19 protein-coding genes and 1 riboswitch are annotated in these 19,105 nt (G+C 48.0%); of the genes, 10 read left to right on the plus strand and 9 right to left on the minus strand.

Annotated elements, in window-relative coordinates:
* Positions 1–147 precede the first annotated feature (147 nt).
* Positions 148–2,145: an NAD-dependent DNA ligase LigA gene (ligA, locus tag HMPREF0663_RS01220; RefSeq protein ID WP_004368224.1), complete on the minus strand. Its 1,998-nt coding sequence runs from the start codon at positions 2,143–2,145 to the stop codon at positions 148–150.
* A gap of 176 nt (positions 2,146–2,321) precedes the next feature.
* On the opposite strand from ligA, the gene HMPREF0663_RS01225 reads away from it, so the two are divergent.
* Positions 2,322–2,987, plus strand: coding sequence for a B3/B4 domain-containing protein (locus HMPREF0663_RS01225; protein ID WP_016665576.1), 666 nt, complete (start codon positions 2,322–2,324; stop codon positions 2,985–2,987).
* Positions 2,988–3,037: 50 nt separating this feature from the next.
* Here HMPREF0663_RS01225 and HMPREF0663_RS01230 read toward each other — a convergent pair whose 3' ends face one another.
* Positions 3,038–3,430: a (deoxy)nucleoside triphosphate pyrophosphohydrolase gene (locus HMPREF0663_RS01230; protein ID WP_036859670.1), complete on the minus strand. Its 393-nt coding sequence runs from the start codon at positions 3,428–3,430 to the stop codon at positions 3,038–3,040.
* A 102-nt stretch (positions 3,431–3,532) separates the two neighbouring features.
* Between HMPREF0663_RS01230 and coaW the strand changes: the two genes are divergently transcribed.
* Positions 3,533–4,366, plus strand: coding sequence for a type II pantothenate kinase (gene coaW / locus HMPREF0663_RS01235; RefSeq protein ID WP_004368227.1), 834 nt, complete (start codon positions 3,533–3,535; stop codon positions 4,364–4,366).
* Between the two features lie 105 nt (positions 4,367–4,471).
* Here the strand turns inward: coaW and HMPREF0663_RS01240 are convergent, their stop codons facing one another.
* Positions 4,472–5,947, minus strand: coding sequence for an SLC13 family permease (locus tag HMPREF0663_RS01240; protein WP_004368228.1), 1,476 nt, complete (start codon positions 5,945–5,947; stop codon positions 4,472–4,474).
* A 173-nt stretch (positions 5,948–6,120) separates the two neighbouring features.
* Positions 6,121–6,311, plus strand: a riboswitch (cobalamin riboswitch).
* A gap of 113 nt (positions 6,312–6,424) precedes the next feature.
* Between HMPREF0663_RS01240 and HMPREF0663_RS01245 the strand changes: the two genes are divergently transcribed.
* The 3 genes from HMPREF0663_RS01245 to HMPREF0663_RS01255 are packed head-to-tail and all read left to right on the plus strand — an operon-like array spanning position 6,425 to position 10,601.
* On the plus strand, positions 6,425–8,389 hold the full coding sequence (locus HMPREF0663_RS01245) for a TonB-dependent receptor plug domain-containing protein (RefSeq protein ID WP_004368229.1): 1,965 nt from the start codon (positions 6,425–6,427) through the stop codon (positions 8,387–8,389).
* A 19-nt stretch (positions 8,390–8,408) separates the two neighbouring features.
* Positions 8,409–9,461 (plus strand): hypothetical protein, encoded by a 1,053-nt coding sequence (locus HMPREF0663_RS01250; protein ID WP_004368230.1) that lies wholly within the window; start codon positions 8,409–8,411, stop codon positions 9,459–9,461.
* 12 nt (positions 9,462–9,473) lie between these two features.
* Positions 9,474–10,601 (plus strand): ABC transporter substrate-binding protein, encoded by a 1,128-nt coding sequence (locus tag HMPREF0663_RS01255; RefSeq protein WP_004368231.1) that lies wholly within the window; start codon positions 9,474–9,476, stop codon positions 10,599–10,601.
* A gap of 527 nt (positions 10,602–11,128) precedes the next feature.
* Here HMPREF0663_RS01255 and HMPREF0663_RS01260 read toward each other — a convergent pair.
* The gene (locus HMPREF0663_RS01260) at positions 11,129–12,388 is read right to left on the minus strand and encodes an acyloxyacyl hydrolase (RefSeq protein ID WP_143150399.1); all 1,260 of its coding nucleotides are present in this window, start codon (positions 12,386–12,388) and stop codon (positions 11,129–11,131) included.
* A 66-nt stretch (positions 12,389–12,454) separates the two neighbouring features.
* Positions 12,455–13,492, minus strand: a complete 1,038-nt coding sequence (gene pheS / locus HMPREF0663_RS01270; protein WP_004368234.1) for a phenylalanine--tRNA ligase subunit alpha — start codon at positions 13,490–13,492, stop codon at positions 12,455–12,457.
* Between the two features lie 289 nt (positions 13,493–13,781).
* Between pheS and HMPREF0663_RS01275 the strand changes: the two genes are divergently transcribed.
* Genes HMPREF0663_RS01275 through HMPREF0663_RS01285 form a run of 3 tightly spaced genes read left to right on the plus strand, consistent with a single transcriptional unit; the run spans position 13,782 to position 16,423 of the window.
* Positions 13,782–14,630 carry a DUF4348 domain-containing protein gene (locus HMPREF0663_RS01275; protein ID WP_016665579.1) on the plus strand — a complete coding sequence of 283 codons (849 nt, stop codon included), beginning with the start codon at positions 13,782–13,784 and terminating at the stop codon, positions 14,628–14,630.
* A 1-nt stretch (position 14,631) separates the two neighbouring features.
* Positions 14,632–15,645 (plus strand): UDP-N-acetylmuramate dehydrogenase, encoded by a 1,014-nt coding sequence (gene murB, locus HMPREF0663_RS01280; RefSeq protein ID WP_004368238.1) that lies wholly within the window; start codon positions 14,632–14,634, stop codon positions 15,643–15,645.
* A 16-nt stretch (positions 15,646–15,661) separates the two neighbouring features.
* Positions 15,662–16,423, plus strand: a complete 762-nt coding sequence (locus HMPREF0663_RS01285; protein ID WP_004368239.1) for an MBL fold metallo-hydrolase — start codon at positions 15,662–15,664, stop codon at positions 16,421–16,423.
* 201 nt (positions 16,424–16,624) lie between these two features.
* Here HMPREF0663_RS01285 and HMPREF0663_RS12045 read toward each other — a convergent pair whose 3' ends face one another.
* From HMPREF0663_RS12045 to HMPREF0663_RS01305, 4 genes are all read right to left on the minus strand, one after another.
* Positions 16,625–16,762, minus strand: a complete 138-nt coding sequence (locus HMPREF0663_RS12045) for a hypothetical protein (protein WP_004368240.1) — start codon at positions 16,760–16,762, stop codon at positions 16,625–16,627.
* Between the two features lie 220 nt (positions 16,763–16,982).
* Positions 16,983–17,273, minus strand: a complete 291-nt coding sequence (locus tag HMPREF0663_RS01295) for a hypothetical protein (RefSeq protein ID WP_016665580.1) — start codon at positions 17,271–17,273, stop codon at positions 16,983–16,985.
* A 4-nt stretch (positions 17,274–17,277) separates the two neighbouring features.
* The gene (locus HMPREF0663_RS01300) at positions 17,278–17,628 is read right to left on the minus strand and encodes a phage holin family protein (RefSeq protein ID WP_004368243.1); all 351 of its coding nucleotides are present in this window, start codon (positions 17,626–17,628) and stop codon (positions 17,278–17,280) included.
* 9 nt (positions 17,629–17,637) lie between these two features.
* Positions 17,638–17,856, minus strand: coding sequence for a YtxH domain-containing protein (locus HMPREF0663_RS01305; RefSeq protein ID WP_004368244.1), 219 nt, complete (start codon positions 17,854–17,856; stop codon positions 17,638–17,640).
* Between the two features lie 230 nt (positions 17,857–18,086).
* On the opposite strand from HMPREF0663_RS01305, the gene HMPREF0663_RS01310 reads away from it, so the two are divergent.
* Together HMPREF0663_RS01310 and ruvX are read left to right on the plus strand one after the other, a co-directional pair.
* Positions 18,087–18,575 (plus strand): SPOR domain-containing protein, encoded by a 489-nt coding sequence (locus tag HMPREF0663_RS01310; RefSeq protein ID WP_004368245.1) that lies wholly within the window; start codon positions 18,087–18,089, stop codon positions 18,573–18,575.
* A 76-nt stretch (positions 18,576–18,651) separates the two neighbouring features.
* Entirely contained in the window at positions 18,652–19,065 is a 414-nt protein-coding gene (ruvX, locus tag HMPREF0663_RS01315; protein WP_004368246.1) for a Holliday junction resolvase RuvX, read from the plus strand.
* Positions 19,066–19,105 lie beyond the last annotated feature (40 nt).

The following is a 19,105-nucleotide window of genomic DNA, read 5'->3' on the forward strand; positions in this document are numbered from 1 at the left end:
CCGTTTCCTTACAAATTACAAGTCGGCTTTTACGCGGTTAAAGGAGTTGAAGAGCGGCGTTATATTGCACGAACAGAAATGATAGTCGGCAATACATACGGCTTTAACTCTTTTAATCTCTTCAATTCCTTTAGTCTCTTAAAATAACTATTCTATCATTTTAAGGAAATCGTCTTCGCTGATGATGGGCACTCCGAGGCGTTCCGCTTTCTCTAATTTAGACGGTCCCATGTTGTCGCCCGCAAGAACAAAGCTCGTTTTACCCGATATGCTTCCCACGTTCTTGCCGCCGTTTTGCTCGATAAGTGCCTTGTATTCGTCGCGACTGTGGTGCGTAAACACGCCGCTGATTACGATGCTTTTACCGGTAAGTTTATCGGATGAGCCTGCTTGTTGTTCTTCCGAGAGCGCCATTTGCAGCCCGTAATTGCGCAAACGTGCCACGATTTCTTTGTTTATGGGGTTGCTGAAGTAAGCGATAACGCTCTTGGCAATAACCTCGCCCACACCTTCTACCTCTGTCAGGTCTTGCAGCGAAGCCTCCATCAGGGCATCTATATTCTTGAAATGTCGCGCTATAAGCCGCGCAGAGGTCTCTCCTACAAAGCGTATCCCTAAGGCAAAGACCACACGTTCGAAAGGTACTTGCTTAGAAGATGCTATGCCTCGCACGATTTTAAGTGCCGACTTCTCGCGGTTTCCGGCTCCATTGATGTCTTGAACGGTAATGTTGTAAAGGTCGGCAGCGTTGTGTATCAGTCCTCTGCGGTAGTAATCGTCTACCGTTTCGGGGCCTATAGAGTCGATGTTCATGGCTTTTCGGGCTATGAAGTGCTCTATGCGTCCCTTGATTTGGGGCGGACAAGCCGTGTCGTTCGGGCAATAATAGGCCGCTTCGCCCTCGTAACGTGCCAGCGGGGTGCCGCATTCGGGGCAATGAGTAATAAAGGATATCGGCTTTGCATCGGCCGGCCGTTTGTCTAAGGCCACGCCTACAATCTTGGGAATTATCTCTCCTCCTTTCTCTACATATACGTAGTCGCCCACGTGGAGGTCGAAACTTTTAATGAAATCTGCATTGTTCAGCGTTGCTCTTTTTACGGTTGTGCCCGCGAGTTTTACCGGTTCCATGTTGGCAACCGGTGTAACTGCGCCCGTTCTTCCTACCTGATAAGTTACTTCAACGAGCTTTGTACAGGCTCGTTCTGCCTTGAATTTATACGCAATAGCCCAACGTGGGCTCTTTGCAGTGTAGCCCAAAGCCCGCTGTTGGCGCAGTGAATTTACTTTAAGCACTATGCCGTCTGTGGCTATGGGCAGGTTTTTGCGCTCCGTGTCCCAATGTTTGATGAAGTCGTAGATTTGCTGTAACGATTTTACTTTGCGCATTCCCGCGCTGATTTTGAACCCCCAATGCTTGGCTTTCATCATGTTTTCGTAATGTCCGTCGGTAGGGAGTTGCTCTCCGAGCATATAATAAAGGTAGGAATCGAGATGGCGCGACGCCACAAGACGCGAGTTCAGGCTCTTCAAGGTGCCGCTTGCAGCGTTGCGAGGATTAGCGAACAACGGCTCTTCGTTGGCCTCGCGTTCGGCATTGAGCTGCTCGAAAACTTTCCAAGGCATCAGTATTTCGCCGCGCATCTCGAACTCGTGCGGGTAATCGTTGCCCGAGAGAACGAGCGGAATGGCACGTATTGTCTTCACATTTTCGGTAACATCGTCGCCGTGAATGCCGTCGCCGCGGGTGACGCCCTGCACGAGTTGTCCGTCTACATACGTCAGGGAAATAGACAGCCCGTCGTATTTAAGTTCGCAACACACCTCGAATTCCTCGCCCATAAGTCCACGCGCCACCTGTTCGAACCACTCCTCAACGTCTTGTTCGTTATAGGTGTTGGCCAAAGACAGCATGGGATATTTGTGTGCAACCTGCTTGAATTCGCTGTTCAGGTCGGAACCGACGCGCTTGGTCGGCGAGTTCGGATCGTCCATTTTGGGGTACTTGGCTTCCAAGTCCTGCAATTCGTGCATCATAAAGTCGAAGGCTTGGTCGCTTATTGTCGGTGCATTCAGCACGTAGTATTTATAGTTATGCTCGTGAAGCTGTTGCCTCAGTTCCGAAATACGTTGTTTCTCGTCCATAAAAAATAAGTGTGTGTGTAAAGAATACCGTACGCAAAAATAGGCAATTCTTTCTGAACGTGCAAATTATTTGCATGCTTTATGGGCGACAGATGTACGGTGTAAAGGCGGAAAACAGTACTTCTGTTTTTGATATATGGATAATATTTTGTACGTTTGCAGGCAAAACAAGGAATATGCAGATTATTGTTTCGAGCGAAATAGAACGCGTTTGCCCATCTTTTGTGGGGGCTTGCGTAGAGGCAGACGTAGTGAATACGCCCTTTTCGGAAGGGCTGTGGGGCGAGATAAAGGCAATGGAAACGCACTTCAGGCGCACGCTTACCACCGAAACATTGAAAGATATCGGCGGTATAGCTGCCACACGGCGGGTGTATAAGGCCTGCGGAAAGGATCCGTCGCGCTATCGTCCGGCGTCCGAAGCACTCATCCGTCGGATGCTTCAGGGCAAAGAACTGTATCAAATCAATACGCTTGTCGACCTTATCAATCTCGCCAGCATTGCCTATGGGTACAGCATAGGCGGCTTCGATGCCGATAAATTCGCGGGTGATACGCTGACATTGGGCATCGGAAAGGAAGGAGAACCCTACGAAGGCATAGGGCGCGGCATGATCAACATAGCCGGATTGCCGGTTTATCGCGATGCACAAGGTGGGGTGGGAACGCCCACGAGCGATAACGAACGTACCAAAATAGAGTTGCAGACCGCTCGCCTTGCGGTGCTCATCAACGGGTACGACGGTAACGAAACGAACGTGAGGGCCAACGCCGAGTTCATTTTAAGTTTGTTGCGCAAATACTGCAACAGCACCGAAGGCCGTTACCATATATACAAATAGGTGTAAATTCGCTGCTTGTTTGCAACAGGAAATACGCACAAGCGGTGTTTTTACAGCACTTTCTCTATCAGCATACGGTCGGCATCCGTCCATTTCAAGGTGCCTAGTTCTCCTTTTACGAGCCATTTATAGTTCAGGTGTTCAAGCAATTTGAATGCTTCGTCGCCACCTTTACATAGGTATGCCGTAAGTGTAACCGTGAAGTCGGGGTATTCATAGTCTACGCTACCGAGCTTGCGCCCCACGAATATGTCCCAATCCATTTCCTCCTTAATCTCACGCACAAGGGCTTCATGGTCGCTCTCTCCGTCTTTTACTTTCCCTCCGGGGAACTCCCATCGCTCCGAGATGTAATCGTAATGCGACCTACAACGCTGCATACAGAGGTATTTCCCGTCTTTTATCATCACTGCAGCTACTACTTTAGAATGCTTTTTTGCCATAATTCCGGTAATTGTATTTGTGGCTAATTTACGAAAATATGTTGAATATTCCTCCTGCAATAGCCGTTTTTTTGTAAATTTGTACCCAAAACGATTGAATACATGGGAATTGTAATAGGAATAGATGTAGGTATCAGCACCACCAAAATAGTAGGTATCAACGAAGAGAGGGGCGTTATGTCGCCCATACGTATCAAGGCAACCGATCCTGTAACCTCTCTTTACGGTGCTTTCGGCAAGTATTTGTACGACAATAACATAAGTCTGGCCGACGTAGAGCAGGTAATGATTACCGGTGTAGGTTCGGCCTATATCGATTCGCCCATATACGGACTGCCTACAAAGAAGGCGGAAGAGTTTATTGCAGATGGGCTCGGGGCGCGTTATGAAACCGAACTCGACCGCATGATCGTGGTAAGTATGGGCACCGGAACCAGTCTTGTGCAGTGCTGTGGCGACGATATACGCCATATTGGTGGTGTAGGTATCGGCGGCGGAACGCTTATGGGGCTCTCGCGCATTATGCTGAAATCGGACGATATCAAGCAGGTTGCCACGCTTGCCATGCAGGGAGAAATCAAGAATGTGGATGTTCTGATTGGCGATATCAGTCCGAATGCGTTGCCCGGACTGCCCAAGAATGCCACCGCGAGCCTATTCGGAAATGCGAAAACCAATGCCACTCGCGAAGATATAGCATTGGGTATCATCACCACGGTATTGCAAACAATAGGCAGTTGTACTATACTTTCATCTCTTGGCAGCGGTATCAAGGAGTACGTTCTGATAGGAAATCTTACGCTGTTACCGCAGTGCAAGGATGTTTTTCATGCTATGGAAAAGCTTTATCATGTACATTTCATCATCCCGAAGTATAGCGAATTTTGCACTGCAATAGGTGCCGCGCTGTATTATATCGATAAAAAACGAGGGTAAGAAATTGCGAATAGCAGCCTCCCCCCGCCCCTCGGGAGGAGGAAGGGGCTGCCTCTCCCGCTTTTGGAGAGGCAGAGGGAGGTTCTCATTTATAGCTTCTGTGCATTATCCCAAGAAGTGGCTTTCGCCAACAAAGAATAACACAACGTAGCCGATAATCATACTTATGACGCCTACAGTAAGGCCCGCTTTAAGCATATCGTTCTGTTTAATGAGACCGGTAGAGTAGGCTATGGCATTCGGAGGTGTGGAAATGGGCAGACACATGGCCGATGAAGCAGCCAAAGCAATGCCTATCAAGATGGTTGAAGTGCCGCCGATGGCATTGAGACTGTTACCCATACCTGTGCAAACTACGGCAAGTATCGGTACCAGCAGTGCCGCTGTAGCCGTATTGGAGATAAAGTTGCTGAGGAAATAGCATATAAATCCCGATATGATAAGTATGGCAATCGGCGACCAAGAGCCGAACGGAATGCTCTCGATAGCACGGTCTGCCAGTCCTGAACCGTTCATTCCCAAGCCCAAGGCAAAACCTCCGGCCACCATCCAGATAACACTCCAGTTGATTGCCTGCAGGTCTTTCGCCGTAATAACGCCCGTTATGGCAAAGATACCCATCGGGATCATGGCAACCGTATTAGAGTCTATGCCAGTGATTTTGCTTGGGATAAGCCACAGAAGTATAGTAAGTATGAAAGTTCCGCTTACCACCCACATGCGCCATCCGTGGTGAATTTCGCCTTCGATCTCGAGGTGTATCGTCTTTTGAGTGAACGGGAAAAACCTTAGAATGAGCCTCCACGAGATGAAAAGCAATAATATAACGAGCGGAAACATAAAAGCCATCCACTCTCCGAAGTCTATTCCCATGTTCAATCCTGCCGGATCGTTGAGCGCTTGCAGGGCAATTGCGTTGGGTGGAGTGCCTATCGGTGTGGCCATACCGCCAAGGTTAGCCGCGATAGGAATACTCATTGTAAGTGCCGTGCGGCCCTTTCCGTTGGCCGGAAGTGCCGCAAAAACGGGGGTAAGAAAGGTAAGCATCATGGCTGCTGTGGCGGTATTGCTTACAAACATGGAGAATATGCCGGTGATAAGCAGGAAACCAAGGAGCACGTTTTCGCTCTTTTGGCCGAACGGACGTATCAAATTCTTGGCCAACAACACATCTAATCCCGACTTAGTTGCCGCGATTGCAAGGATAAAACCGCCTAAAAATAGCATGATAACCGGATTGGCAAAGGTTGCCATAATGTCCTTACTGCTTAATAATTTGCCGAATATATCGTCCTCGTCTCCCTTGAAAAACGAGATACTATTATTGGAGACCGTGAGACACATCACCGTGATAATGGCCAAAGAAGTGGCCCATGCCGGTATCGCCTCGGTAAGCCATGTAAGCGTGGCGAATACAAAAATGGCGATAATTCGTTGTTGTACAACTGTCAGACCATCGATATCGAACACACTGGTAGGCAGGTTCCATACGATAGCTGTTACGATGATGATGCACACAAGCTCGATAAGTTTCTTCATTTCGAAATGGTTAGTCAATACATTTCCTCTTTCTTCAGTCATAGTATTCAATGTATGTTAAAAGTTATTAGTTAATAGATCAATGCTGGCAAAGGTAAATTAAAAATGAATAACGGGCAAAAAGTTTTGACATTTTTTTGGGTAAAAGGATGCATCTCGATAGAATATGTGAAATAAAACCTCGTTTTTTGCCATACATTGTTGCTAAAAAGTATTATCTTTGCATAGACAATCGGTTCATAAACGCAATTGATTAAAAAGGGAAACAGGTGAAACTCCTGTACAGTCCCGCTGCTGTAAGCGATCCTTTTCTATGAATATGAACACGTAGCCACTGGCAATTTGTCGGGAAGGCGTTCATGTTTGGGTTGCAAGTCAGAAGACCTGCCGTTGTTTTTTGGTGTGCTTGGCTGTTTCGAGGAAGGCGGCGAAGTCTTAATTCTAAATGGTTTATGGGCAGACGTCGGTGTCTGTCTCGTTCGTGAAATGCGGGTACGATTATTATATCCGGTGCTGTTGATGGCGGTGTTTCCCCTTTCGGGGGCGGCACAAGCCCTGCATGAGACCGATACGGCGGGCACTCGTGCGACCGTGCTCGATAATGTAGAGGTGGTGGCACGCAATGTTCCGAGCAACATGTTGTCGGGGAGTCCGGTGCAGGCAATGACTCATGCTGACATGCAGCGCATGGGTGTGACCGATATAAGCGATGCCTTGAAGCATTTCGCGGGCATTCAAGTGCGAGATTATGGCGGTGTAGGTGGGTTGAAGACCGTGAGTATCCGCGGTTTGGGTGCCCAACATACGGGCGTGAGCTACGATGGAGTGCAGATAGGCGATGCGCAATCCGGCCAAGTAGATATCTCTCGTTTCACGTTGGATAACGTTTCGTTGCTCTATCTCACCATAGGTCAGCAAGACGATATATTCCTCAGCGCCCGACAGTATGCCTCTGCAGGAACGATCAACATAGAAACCATGCGGCCTGAATGGGATGGAAAGGCGAGTGAGACGAACGCTCACTTGAAGACAGGCAGTTATGGTATGGTAAATCCGTCGCTTCTCTATGCCCGACGTTTGGGGAAGAAGCTCGCGTTGAGTGCCTATCTAAGCTACTTACATGCCGATGGTGCGTACAAATTCCATATGATGAACGGCAATAAGAGTATCGACGAGAAGCGGAACAACAGCGATATAGCTACGTGGCGTGGTGAGTTTAACCTCGCTTGGCATATCACCGATCGCCAGCGTTTGGCGATGAAAGCCTATTTGTTCGACTCTAAACGAGGACTGCCGGGCGGTGTTATCTACGACAACACGTACTCCGCAGAGCGTCTGACCGACCGTAATTACTTCGTACAGATGGCTTATGAGAACGATATCTCGGCCAAACTGAAGCTGAAAACGGCCGTCAAATACAATTACTCATGGCAAAGAGACTTCGATATCCCTGCAAGCGGACCGACAGAAGACCGCTTCCGACAGAACGAGGTCTATGCTACGACCACGGTAATGGCGCAGCCTGTCAGACACGTAAGCGTGTCGTTAGCAGAAGACTTCCAGCATAATTACCTGTCGACTACGCTTTCCAATTGTCCTTATCCCACGCGTAACAGTTCTTTCACCGCACTTGCAGCCCGTTATAAGCTGCAGAATTTCACGGCTACGGCTTCGCTTCTTTATACCCACATCTGCGAAACAGTTAAGACAGGCGATGCAAGTAAGGGCTTTCATCGGCTAAGTCCGGCGTTCAGCATGCTGTGGCAACCGTTCAAAGAGAACCTTCGGTTACGGCTGTCTTATAAAGATATTTTCCGCACGCCCACGCTCAACGACCTTTATTATCTGCTGATAGGCAACACGAACCTGCGCCCCGAGAAGACCAGACAGTGGAATATCGGGGCTACATGGAACCGTAGACTGTCGACAACCATCAGTTATGTGGCGCTTACGGTAGACGGGTATCTCGGCAATGTTACCGATAAAATAGTAGCTGTTCCTACCATGTTTATCTGGAAGATGATGAATGTAGGAACGGTGCATACCCTTGGCGTAGACGTTACGGCGAGCACCAATCTGCAATGGACGGCCGATTGGAGCACGAACATCGTATTTACATATAATTATATGCGTGCGGAAGACAAGACTACACCCAACGGATCTACCTACAATCACCAAATTGCATACACGCCGAAGAATGCAGGTAGCGCCGCCGTGATGCTGCGCTGTCCGCAGGAAATAGACCTTTCGTATAACTTATTATACACGGGAACGCGCTATACAACGGGCTATAACAGCCGCGATCATCATATGCCTGCGTTCCTCGACCACAGCATCTCTGTGGGCAAGATGTTCAGGATAGGGCGCACGGAACTGACGGTTCGGGCATCTGCGCTGAACCTTTACGGCCGGAATTACGAAATCATACGCTTCTATCCCATGCCCGGTCGCAATTACAGAGTGTCTATACATTATAAATTTTAATTCTAAATAATAATAACAGATGAAACAGAAACTATTTAAACTCGCACTGCTTTTCACGGCAGTTTTGGCCTTTTCGGCTTGTAGCAACGATGATAATTCGCCGATAATAGAGCCGCCTTATTACGGTTACCACTATGCCTATGTGGTGAATAACGGCAATTGGAACAAGAACGACGGCACTGTAGCTTCATTAGACAGTGTGAACAAGACTTGGACAGTGAACGACCTCTACAAGCAGGCCAACGGTTCGGGCATCGGAGATGCACAGGATTTGGTGCTTGTAGACGGCAAAATCTTCGTTACGAGCACCACCTCATCGAAGATAGAAGTGCTCGATAAAGACGGTAAACTGCTCTCGAGAGTCGCTATGCCTAATAAATCGCCCCGCTATATCGCCCAATACGGCGGCAATGTGTACTTTACGGCTTACAGCGGTTATGTGTATAAGATGAACGTAAACAGCTATCAGCTTACCGACAGCGTACAGGTAGGCGACCATCCCGAGGCATTGGCCGTTGCCGCCGGCAAGATTTATGTGGCCATCTCGGGCTATGGAAAAGGCAAATCGCTGGCAGTCGTAGACATTAAAACCTTCAAAAAGACCAAAGAGATAGAGACTGCACTCAACCCATATAACCAGATGATTGCAACTGCAGACGGCAGCAAGGTTTACTTTGTGGCATGCCTTGACCACTCAGACCATCTGTTGCAGTGCGTCGATACCAAGACCGATGCCGTGAAGACGGTAGAACATGCTTCGTCGATTGCGCAGGATAAGAACGTTAACAGCCTTGTTTGTATCTATGCACCCTATGGTAAGAACGGGAACGTACCGGCCAAGAAGTATTTCCGTTTCAATATGGAAAACAACTCGACAACCGAAATTAAAGGCCTTGCAGACGTGCCCAATCCCGGACAGGTGAGCGTAGATTGGAAGACAGGCAATATCTATGTGGTAAACAACGACTATAGCGGACCGTGCCAATTGTATGTGTTCGACAGCACCGGCAAGCAGCTCCGTAAGCTCACTTCGGGCGCCGGAACGATGCAAGTGGTGTTTGCTAAGGAATAAATTTGTATCGATATGATGAAAAAGATCATATTGTTTTTCGTTATATCGGCGGCAGTATCGCTTTCTTCTTGTACCGGCAACGGCAGCGTTGCAGGCAGGGTAGGGGGCGATACCGTTTCGTTTAAGTACGCTCGGCATATCACCGTAGTGAAATACAAAGGCTACTCGGTGGTTTCGCTGGTTGATCCTTGGAAGCAAGGAAAGGTGTTGCACGCCTATGTGTTGGTGCCCCGAGAGGCGCCGTTGCCCCCGTCTTTGCCCGAAGGAACCGTGGTGCGCACGCCTTTAACGCGCAGTGTGGTGTTCACGACTGCCCACTGCCAGCTGCTCGAATACCTCGGCAAGGCGTGGCAAATCAAAGGTGTGGCCGACCTGAAATATATACTTATCCCCGATATACAGCGGCGGGTGCGACAGAAGAAGATAGCGGATTGCGGCGAAAGCATGTCGCCCGTCATCGAAAGAATCATCGACTTGAAGCCCGACGGCATCATCCTATCGCCATTCGAGAATAGCGGTGGTTACGGTAGATTGGAAAACATCGGCGTTCCCCTTATAGAAGCGGCCGATTACATGGAAACTTCGGCACTCGGGAGAGCCGAGTGGATGAGGTTTTACGGCATGCTCTACGGCTGCGAAACGAGGGCCGATTCGCTCTTCCGAGTGGTAGACAGCACTTATACGGCACTGAAGCGGGCGGCCGACAAGTTGCCTGTAGGGCGCTCGATACTTACGGAACGCAAGACCGGAAGCGTGTGGTATTGCCCTGCGGGCGGCAGTACGATAGGGCAGATGATACGGGATGCGAACGGAAGGTATGCCTTTTCGCACGACCGCCGCAGCGGAAGTCTGGCGTTATCTTTCGAGCTGGTGCTCGATAAAGCGGGCGACTGTGATGTGTGGGCATTCAAGTTTAATGGCGAAAAGCCTATGAGTAAGGCCGATCTGTTGGCCGAATTTCGGGGATATAACGAGCTCCGTGCCTTCAAGACGGGTAATATATACCAGTGCAATGCCTCGAAGAGGCCTTATTTCGAGGAGGTTCCGTTCCGTCCGGATTACCTTCTGCGCGACATGATCCTGCTGCTTCATCCCGATAGAAAGCAGTTCGGCAGTCTTAGGTATTACGAACGTTACTGACAGGGGGTATATCTAAGGCGGCTACACTCCCTGTTTAATGCCATTAGACAGGGGGTGTGCGGGTGGTGGATGAGTGATTAGTGAGGAGTGAGGACCTCCCCCGTCCCCTCCGAAGGAGGGGTGTGTGGGTGATGGAGGAGGGATTAGTGAGGAGTGAGGACCTCCCCCGTCCCCTCCAAAGGAGGGGTGTGTGGGTGATGGATGAGTGATTAGTGAGGAGTGAGGACCTCCCCCGGCCCCTCCGAAGGAGGGGTGTGCGGGTGATGGATGAGTGATTAGTGAGGAGTGAGGATTGGTTGTTATTTATAAGGAGATGGTCTTTTTACCGTAAGGAGACGGTCTTTGTACTGTGAATTTGGTTTGTTTAAATTTCTTCATGATGGTATTCGTATCTCCGACTCCCTATTTTTGAGGGTTGTGGAGGATTTGAACAAGCTAAATTCCTGTAAATTTTGTTTCTTGTTTCTCATGGGTATATCTTCTCTCTTTCGGAGGGGTAGAGGTGGGGTTTGTGTTAGATACGCATTTTATTCGAACCTGAAAGGATATACGATAACCACTTCCGTGAAGTCTGCTTTTGTAAGATGGGCCTTTACGTTGGCACCGATGGTCAGTCCGTGCAAGGCAGGTATGGTGTAATGAATGCCTATGCGTTCGTAGTAAGGCTTTTCTATGATTTCGGCATTCTGCCCCATGTGTCGGTACAGATACCATCCCAATGCCATTGCCATAGACCAGTTATGATAATAAACCTGATGCTTTGCGGCTATTCCGACCGACCACGAACTGTGCTTCGTGCGGTATCCGTCGGCCTTGTCCAGCGCCTCTACCCGCGCCGCATACGAACCGTAGAACAAGTCGATGCCCATACCGCTTGCCCATCTTCGGGCATAACGGCGCATTATATCGACTTGTACTGAATACGCTTTGTAGAAATGAAAGCGACCGGTGCGGTAGTCAGCCGAGTCGGGTGGTGTGCCGTATTGCGTTTTCAGCCAGTCCTCGTTCAGCACTTTGCCCCCTATACCGAGTGCAACCGCGGCATACCAGTAGGGAATAAACGACTTCTGTGAGGCATGTTTGGCGAAACGTTCGCCGTATTCTGCCGTTGGAAAGTACTCGATGCCTACGGTCGGGCCCCAAATGTTTGCCCCCTTGTTGGGACGGTTCAGCGATCCGTTGCTGTGATGGTAGTAGTCTATGCCTGCTCGCAGCCCCCAACGGCCGGACAAACGGTAATGGGCATGGATGCCGGCCCCGAAGTATATGAGGAACCGACTGCCAATCAGTTCGTTGTCTACGTTGTTGTAAGGATCGTACTTCTTATGTGCATAGCTCATACCAGCCGCGAGCGTGTAGTCTGCCGACCATCTGTGTCGGCGCAAGAAGGTGCGGTTGAAAGCGGCATACAGACTGACGATGTTTCCTAAACGCGAGTCGTAATCTACCGTTTTTGCCTGTCCTAAGGGGAAATCAGGCCCTCTGTGCATGGTTACATTGTTGATGCTGTAGCGCAATCCGAGGCTGATAACGGGATAATCGTAGTCTTCTGCAAAGGCATCGCTGTCTGTCGGAAGAGTATGGAAGTTCAGTTGAGCGGCGATAGAGAAAGATTGTTTCTTTTGTTGATACATCCTCTGGTACATATCCATGCTGATGATGCGGCCCGCATGGGTGTCTGCCGAGAAGCCGATACGCCGGACAGAGTCGCGGCAGACGGCCGATGCGGGCATTGCACTGCCCGTACACAGCAGGCACAGAGATAGTATTTTCGGGATGTTTCGCATGCAAATAGCGGTGATAAAAACGCACGAGGGCAGCATGTTTTATGCTGCCCTCGTGCGGAAAACGGGTTAGTTAGCGGCTTCGAATTCCTTGAGGAAGCGCATATCATTCTCTGAGAACATGCGCAAGTCGCTCACTCTGTATTTCAAATTCGTTATGCGTTCTACGCCCATACCGAAGGCATAGCCCGTGTACACCTTGCTGTCGATGCCGCAAGCCTCTAATACATTCGGATCTACCATGCCGCATCCAAGTATCTCAACCCAACCGGTGTGCTTGCAAAAACCGCACCCCTCGCCGCCGCAGATGAAGCATGAAATATCCATCTCTGCACTGGGTTCCGTAAATGGAAAGTAGCTCGGACGCAGACGTATCTTCGTTTCGGCGCCGAACATCTCGCGTGCAAAGGTGAGAAGCACCTGCTTCAGGTCGGTAAACGATACGTTCTTGTCGATGTAGAGGCCCTCTACCTGATGGAAAAAGCAATGGGCACGCGCCGATATGGCCTCGTTGCGATAGACGCGGCCCGGGCATATAATGCGGATGGGCGGTTGGTGCGTTTCCATATAATGGGCCTGATCGCCCGACGTATGCGAGCGCAGAAGCACGTTCTTCGTAACATCATTGGCGCTTTGTTCGATAAAGAACGTGTCTTGCATATCGCGTGCAGGATGATCGGCAGCAAAGTTCAGCTTCGTAAAAACGTGCAAATCGTCGTCTATTTCAGGCCCGTCAGCCAGCGTAAATCCCATTCTTCGGAAGATATCTATAATCTCGTTCTTCACTATAGTGAGCGGATGACGCGTGCCGAGCGGTATGGGATAAGCCGTGCGGGTAAGGTCTATGTCGTCTTTTTGGCTTTCTACGGTTTCTGTTTGTTGCTTCAATTCATTGATCTTGTTGATGGCAAGTTGCTTAAGCTCGTTGATTTTCACGCCTACCATCTTCTTCTGATCGGCCGCCACGTTGCGGAAATCGGCCATAAGCGCATTGATTTCGCCCTTTTTACTAAGGTATTTCAGCCTTAATTGCTCTATTTCGTCTGCATTGGAAGCCGTAAGCGTGCTTACTTCTTTGAGCAGAGATTCTATCTTTTCTAATAACATAACGTGTTTGAAATTTCGAATTTACCTGCAAAGATAGTGCAAATAAGAGACAATACAAAATAAAACGATGTTTTTATTCCGTACGTTTGTCTGCGTTGTGCGGTACTTCTATCGGTCTTGCATGGCATGCCTGCAGGGGGTACAGGGTACATGTATCTGCAGCATCTGTATTTTATGTGTTCTGCAGATGTAAAAAGTTATCCGAAAATTTTGGTACTTTATCGAAATAATGTTGTAATTTTGCAAAGAAAATACGGGGCCCTTATCGAGGGCAGAAAATAAGAGTATGATGAGAAAAGGACTTTTCTTCGTTTTGTTGTTGGCGGCTATTGCTGCCATAAGTTTTTCTACATCCGGCTGTACCGATAAGAAACCGGCGGCCGACACCTTGTCTGTAGACACGACGGCAACCGATACTACCGCCGTCGACACGATGGAAAATCTCATTTCGGAAACACCTATGCCAAAGGCAGCCGATGAACTTTTCGACGATTTCATATTCAACTTCGCAGCCAATAAGAAGCTCCAGATGCAACGTATCTTATTTCCATTGAAGGTAACACAGGGAAAGAGCACGAGTACCATTCAGAAGAAGCAGTGGAAAAGGGAATATTTTTTTATGCATCAGGACTTTTATACGCTTATTTTCGATAACGTGAAGCAGATGAATGTGGTGAAAGATACGACGATAGACCATGTGATTATCGAAAAGATTTACTTCGATCAAAAAAACGTGAAGCAGTATCTGTTCGACCGAATTAACGGGCGATGGATGCTTACCTCTATCAATTATAAGCCGATGTTCCAGAACCTGAATGCCTCGTTCCTGAAGTTTTACCACCATTTTGTTACCGACTCGGCGTTTCAGGTGCAAAGCATAAACAATCCGCTTACATTTATCGGTCCCGATCCCGATGACGATTTCAGCACGATGACAGGCTCTGTTGCACCGGAACAGTGGTCGTCTTTTGCTCCCGAACTGCCCAAAGGGCTGATATACAATATACTTTACGGGCAGAAATACACCGAGAGCAATATGAAAATATTCGTTATCAGAGGCATTGCCAACGGGCTTGAAACGGAGCTTACCTTTAAGCGTATGGGCGGAAAATGGAAGCTGGTAAAATTGCGTACATAAGATGAAAGACGTACGGAATTACGATCTGTTGCGCCACAACACGTTCGGTATCGCTGCCAAATGCAGCAGGTTTGTGGAATTTTCAACGGTAGAAGAGTTACAAGATGTGCTCCGCAGGCTTACCGATGACGATATGCCGCTGCTCTTGTTGGGCGGCGGAAGTAATTTGTTGCTTACGGGCGATTATCACGGCACGGTGCTCCATTCTGCCATTATGGGGCACGAGGCAGTCGAAAAGGGCGATGACGTCATGCTTAAATGCGGTTCGGGCGAGACGTGGGACGATATTGTAGCACTCTGTGTTGCCCGAGGTTGGTACGGTACAGAGAACCTCTCGTTCATTCCGGGAGAGGTTGGAGCGTCGGCAGTTCAGAATATTGGCGCCTATGGAGCCGAGGTTAAAGACATTATAACATCTGTTGAAGCCGTGGAGATAGCAACTCAACGGCCGGTAAGCTTTACCAACGCGCAGTGCGAATATGCCTACCGGCAGAGCAAATTCAAGGGTGAATGGCGCGACAAATATGTGATTACCTATGTTACTTATCGGTTGTCTAAGACTTTCAAGCCCCGTCTTGACTACGGAAACATACGCTCTTGCCTTGCTGAACAGCAAATTGCCAGTCCTACACCGCAGCAGTTGCGCGATACGATCATACGTATACGGCGCGAAAAACTGCCCGATCCTGCCCTTGAGGGCAATGCCGGCAGTTTCTTTATGAACCCTATCGTAGGTAAAGACAAGTTCGACGAGATTGCCGGACATTATCCCGAAGTGCCTCATTATACGGTAGATGCAGAGCATGAGAAGATACCTGCCGGCTGGATGATAGACAAATGTGGCTGGAAAGGGCGCTCCTTAGGAGCTGCAGGTGTGCACGATAAGCAGGCTCTTGTGCTCGTAAACCGTGGCGGGGCCACGGGTGAAGACATCGTAAAGCTCTGCCATAAGATACAAAAGGATGTATACGACCGCTTCGGCATAGCAATTCATCCCGAAGTAAACATTAAATAGACTCAACTTAGGGGATATGAAATTTACATTTCTCGGTACGGGTACGTCGGGCGGTGTGCCCTCTTTGGGCTGCGCGTGTGCAGTATGCAGGAGCACCGATAGGCACGACAAGCGACTGCGTTCGGCGGCACTGATCGAAACGGATACCACACGTATTTTAATCGATAGCGGGCCCGATATACGACAGCAGCTCATGCCGTTGCCGTTTAAAAAGATAGACGGTGTGCTGCTTACCCATATTCATTACGACCATGTGGCAGGTATCGACGATTTGCGCCCGTTTTGCGTGTTCGGCGACATTAATATTTATGCCGACGAAAGCACGGTAAAAGCGTTGAAACAAACCATGCCTTATTGCTTTACAGAGAAACTTTACCCGGGTGTTCCGTTGCTCCGACTTCATCAGATAGTACCTCATCTTAGACGAAAGATTGGAGATATAGAATTTACTCCGGTACAAGTGATGCACGATCGGTTGCCTATATTGGGCTATCGTTTTGGGAATTTCGCCTATATCACCGATATGAAGACCATCGAGGCTACGGAATATAAATATTTGCGCGGGGTAAATACACTTGTTGTAAACGCGCTGCGATGGGAGAAACCCCACCACTCGCACATGCTGGTAGACGAGGCTGTGGAGTTTTCGCGTAGGGTAGGGGCGCGACAAACCTATTTCATACACATGAATCATCAGATAGGTTTCCACGATGAAGCCAACCGCCGATTGCCCGAGGGCTTCTGTTTAGCGTACGACGGGTTACAGATAAATGTGTGAATTTGCAGCCTCTATATTGCACAATATCAATGAATTGTGCCTAAAAATAGTTGGTTTCGGTTAAATAAAGTTATATACTATTGAATTATATCCAAAAACCTTGCAATCATAAATATTATTTGTAATTTTGCAATGTGTTTTTCATAGTATTAGATTTAAGGTTAACAAGGTTGGAGTACAGCGGTACTCCTTTTTTATTGGTTATAAGTCTATGCCTCGTAATGTTTTTATATTGATGTCGTAAGGGCGGAAAGAACGAGCGCTGTTTCTTATTTCCGTATCTGTAATTACGGTGATAAAGCACAGCTTGGTATGCTGATTTTGTTCGATAGGTCTCATTTCTTTATAGGATATACGGTATTCCTGTCCGGTATAAGTATAACGGTAATGTTTGTATATCCGGTAATTTTTCTGCAGTATCACGGCATAAGAACTCTTCGAAAGATAAAACCTATTCTTTTAAGAATGGGGAAGGGGCAAGCGTAGAGACAAGAAAAAAGAAAGATACCCGTAGGATATCTTTCTTTTGTAATTTGATTGAAAGGGTGACAAAAGTGCTTTAACGCCGCCTTCTGCCGAACAGACGGTCGATGTTGAACCTGCGGTAAAGCTTCCAACCCAGCAATGCACCGTCGATAACGCTTGCCCCTGTGGACAGCAGGCCCGCAATGCGTTTGGAAGGTGTTGCCCCCCAAATGTCGTCGGATTTGCGGAACAGATCGCTCCAAAGGCTTTTTATCTGCTCTTCATCTTTCTGAATGTCGCTTCGTAATGTATCTTTTCGCATCCTTAATTCTTCGAGCGAGTTGACTGTATATGGGGTGTGCGATGACGAATGGTCGTTTATCATTTTTTTATTTATCCAATAAAATACTTGCAAGGAACTTGACTACCGGCCGTTCCAACCACTGTTTGTGGAAAAGAATGAACAGTATAAGTAGCGCGAAATAGCAACCTGCCACGATTGCGAATGCCAATGATGTGCCTACGGAGGGAGCTAAAGCGTACACGGCAGCAAAAGATATGTAGATAAGGGCCAATATAAGGAGCAGCGACAGCACGAGCGTAAGAGCGATGGCCGTTATCAGGCGCACCACTTTTTCTATTACATCGAGCTTTGCAAACTCCGTTTGAAGCCCGATGTAATGCTTGAGCACCTCTGCAAGTTGCCCTATTGTTTCTATGTTTTTATCGTTAGAAAACATGCCGATATCTTATTCTACCGTATCTGTAGCTGCATCTTTGATGTCGTCTACCAAGTCATCTACTTGCTTTCTTGATAGTTTGATGTCGTGTTTTTTGCAGAAGTCGTCTACCGCATCGGCAATTTTATTACGTGTGTCAGCACCTTTTTCGGGTGCAACAAGCAAACCTAAAGCAGCTCCGGCGATAGCTCCGCCGATGAAAGCTCCGATATAACCTAATGTTTTCATAAATGTGATATTTAAAAAATTATACGTTCTATATACATTATATATACGGGACAAATATAACAAAAGATTTGTTATTCGTGACAAGAAGTGCTGCCATTTTTTGTTAAAATATGCGTATTTCCTTGATTTAACAAACTTTATGTGCGGTTTTTCAGTGTCTTTGTGAGATATTTTGTAATTTCGCCAAGGAAGTAAACAAATGGTTTAATCTATAAATAACTGAGTAGAATATGAAAAAAAGTATTGTTTTATGTGCAGGATTGTGCATGGTATTGACTTTCACCGGTTGTAAATCAAGCGAAAGTGCTTATCGTAAAATGTATGAAAAGGCACAGGCTCAGGAGAACGCACACGCACAGGAACAGCCTCAGACCGAAGCTCCTGTCGTTGCTCCGCTGACAGAAAAGCCGGCTACACAGACTACCGTTGTCGACAATTTAGATAATGTTTCTGTTCGTTCAGAGAATGTTCAGCTCGTTAATGGTTCCGGATTGCAGGACTTCAGTGTAGTTGTAGGCTCTTTCTCGTTGAAGGCTAATGCCGAAGGACTCCAGAGCACGTTGAAATCGGAGGGCTATGATGCACAGATAGCCTATAATCCCGGTAACAATATGTACCGTGTGATTTCCGCTACTTTTGCATCTAAAGCCGATGCAGTAACGTCTCGTAACCAGTTCCGCAGTAAGTATCCCGATGCTTGGTTGCTATTCAAGAAGTAAGTATCGGAAAGAGATATCAGGCAGGAATGCCGCATTTGTCTGACATGTTAGTGCGACAGACGCCTGCCGGTACTATATGACACGTATACTTTCTATAGATTACGGGCGGAAGCGTACGGGGGTAGCAGTCACCGATCCATTGCAGTTAATTGCGGGTGGATTGGCGACTGTTGCTACATCAGAGCTATTCAACTACCTTATGCAGTATGTGCAGCATGAGGAGGTGGAGCGTATAGTGATAGGAAAGCCTATGCAGACCAACGGCCAACCGAGCGAGAACCTGCAACGGGTAGAGCAGTTTGTGGACAGATGGCGTAAGGCAATGCCGCAAATACCTATCGAGTACTACGACGAGAGGTTTACTTCGGTGATAGCACAACGGGTTATTATCGACAGCGGATTAAAAAAGAAAGCGCGACAAAACAAGGCGCTGGTAGATGAGATCAGTGCAACGATCATTCTTGAAGACTGGATGGCTTCAAGAAAATGATTAGTACTACTATGGTTGGAAGAGAGAAATGTCGACAATA

The sequence above is a fragment of the Hoylesella oralis ATCC 33269 genome (assembly GCF_000185145.2).
Classification (GTDB): domain Bacteria; phylum Bacteroidota; class Bacteroidia; order Bacteroidales; family Bacteroidaceae; genus Prevotella; species Prevotella phocaeensis.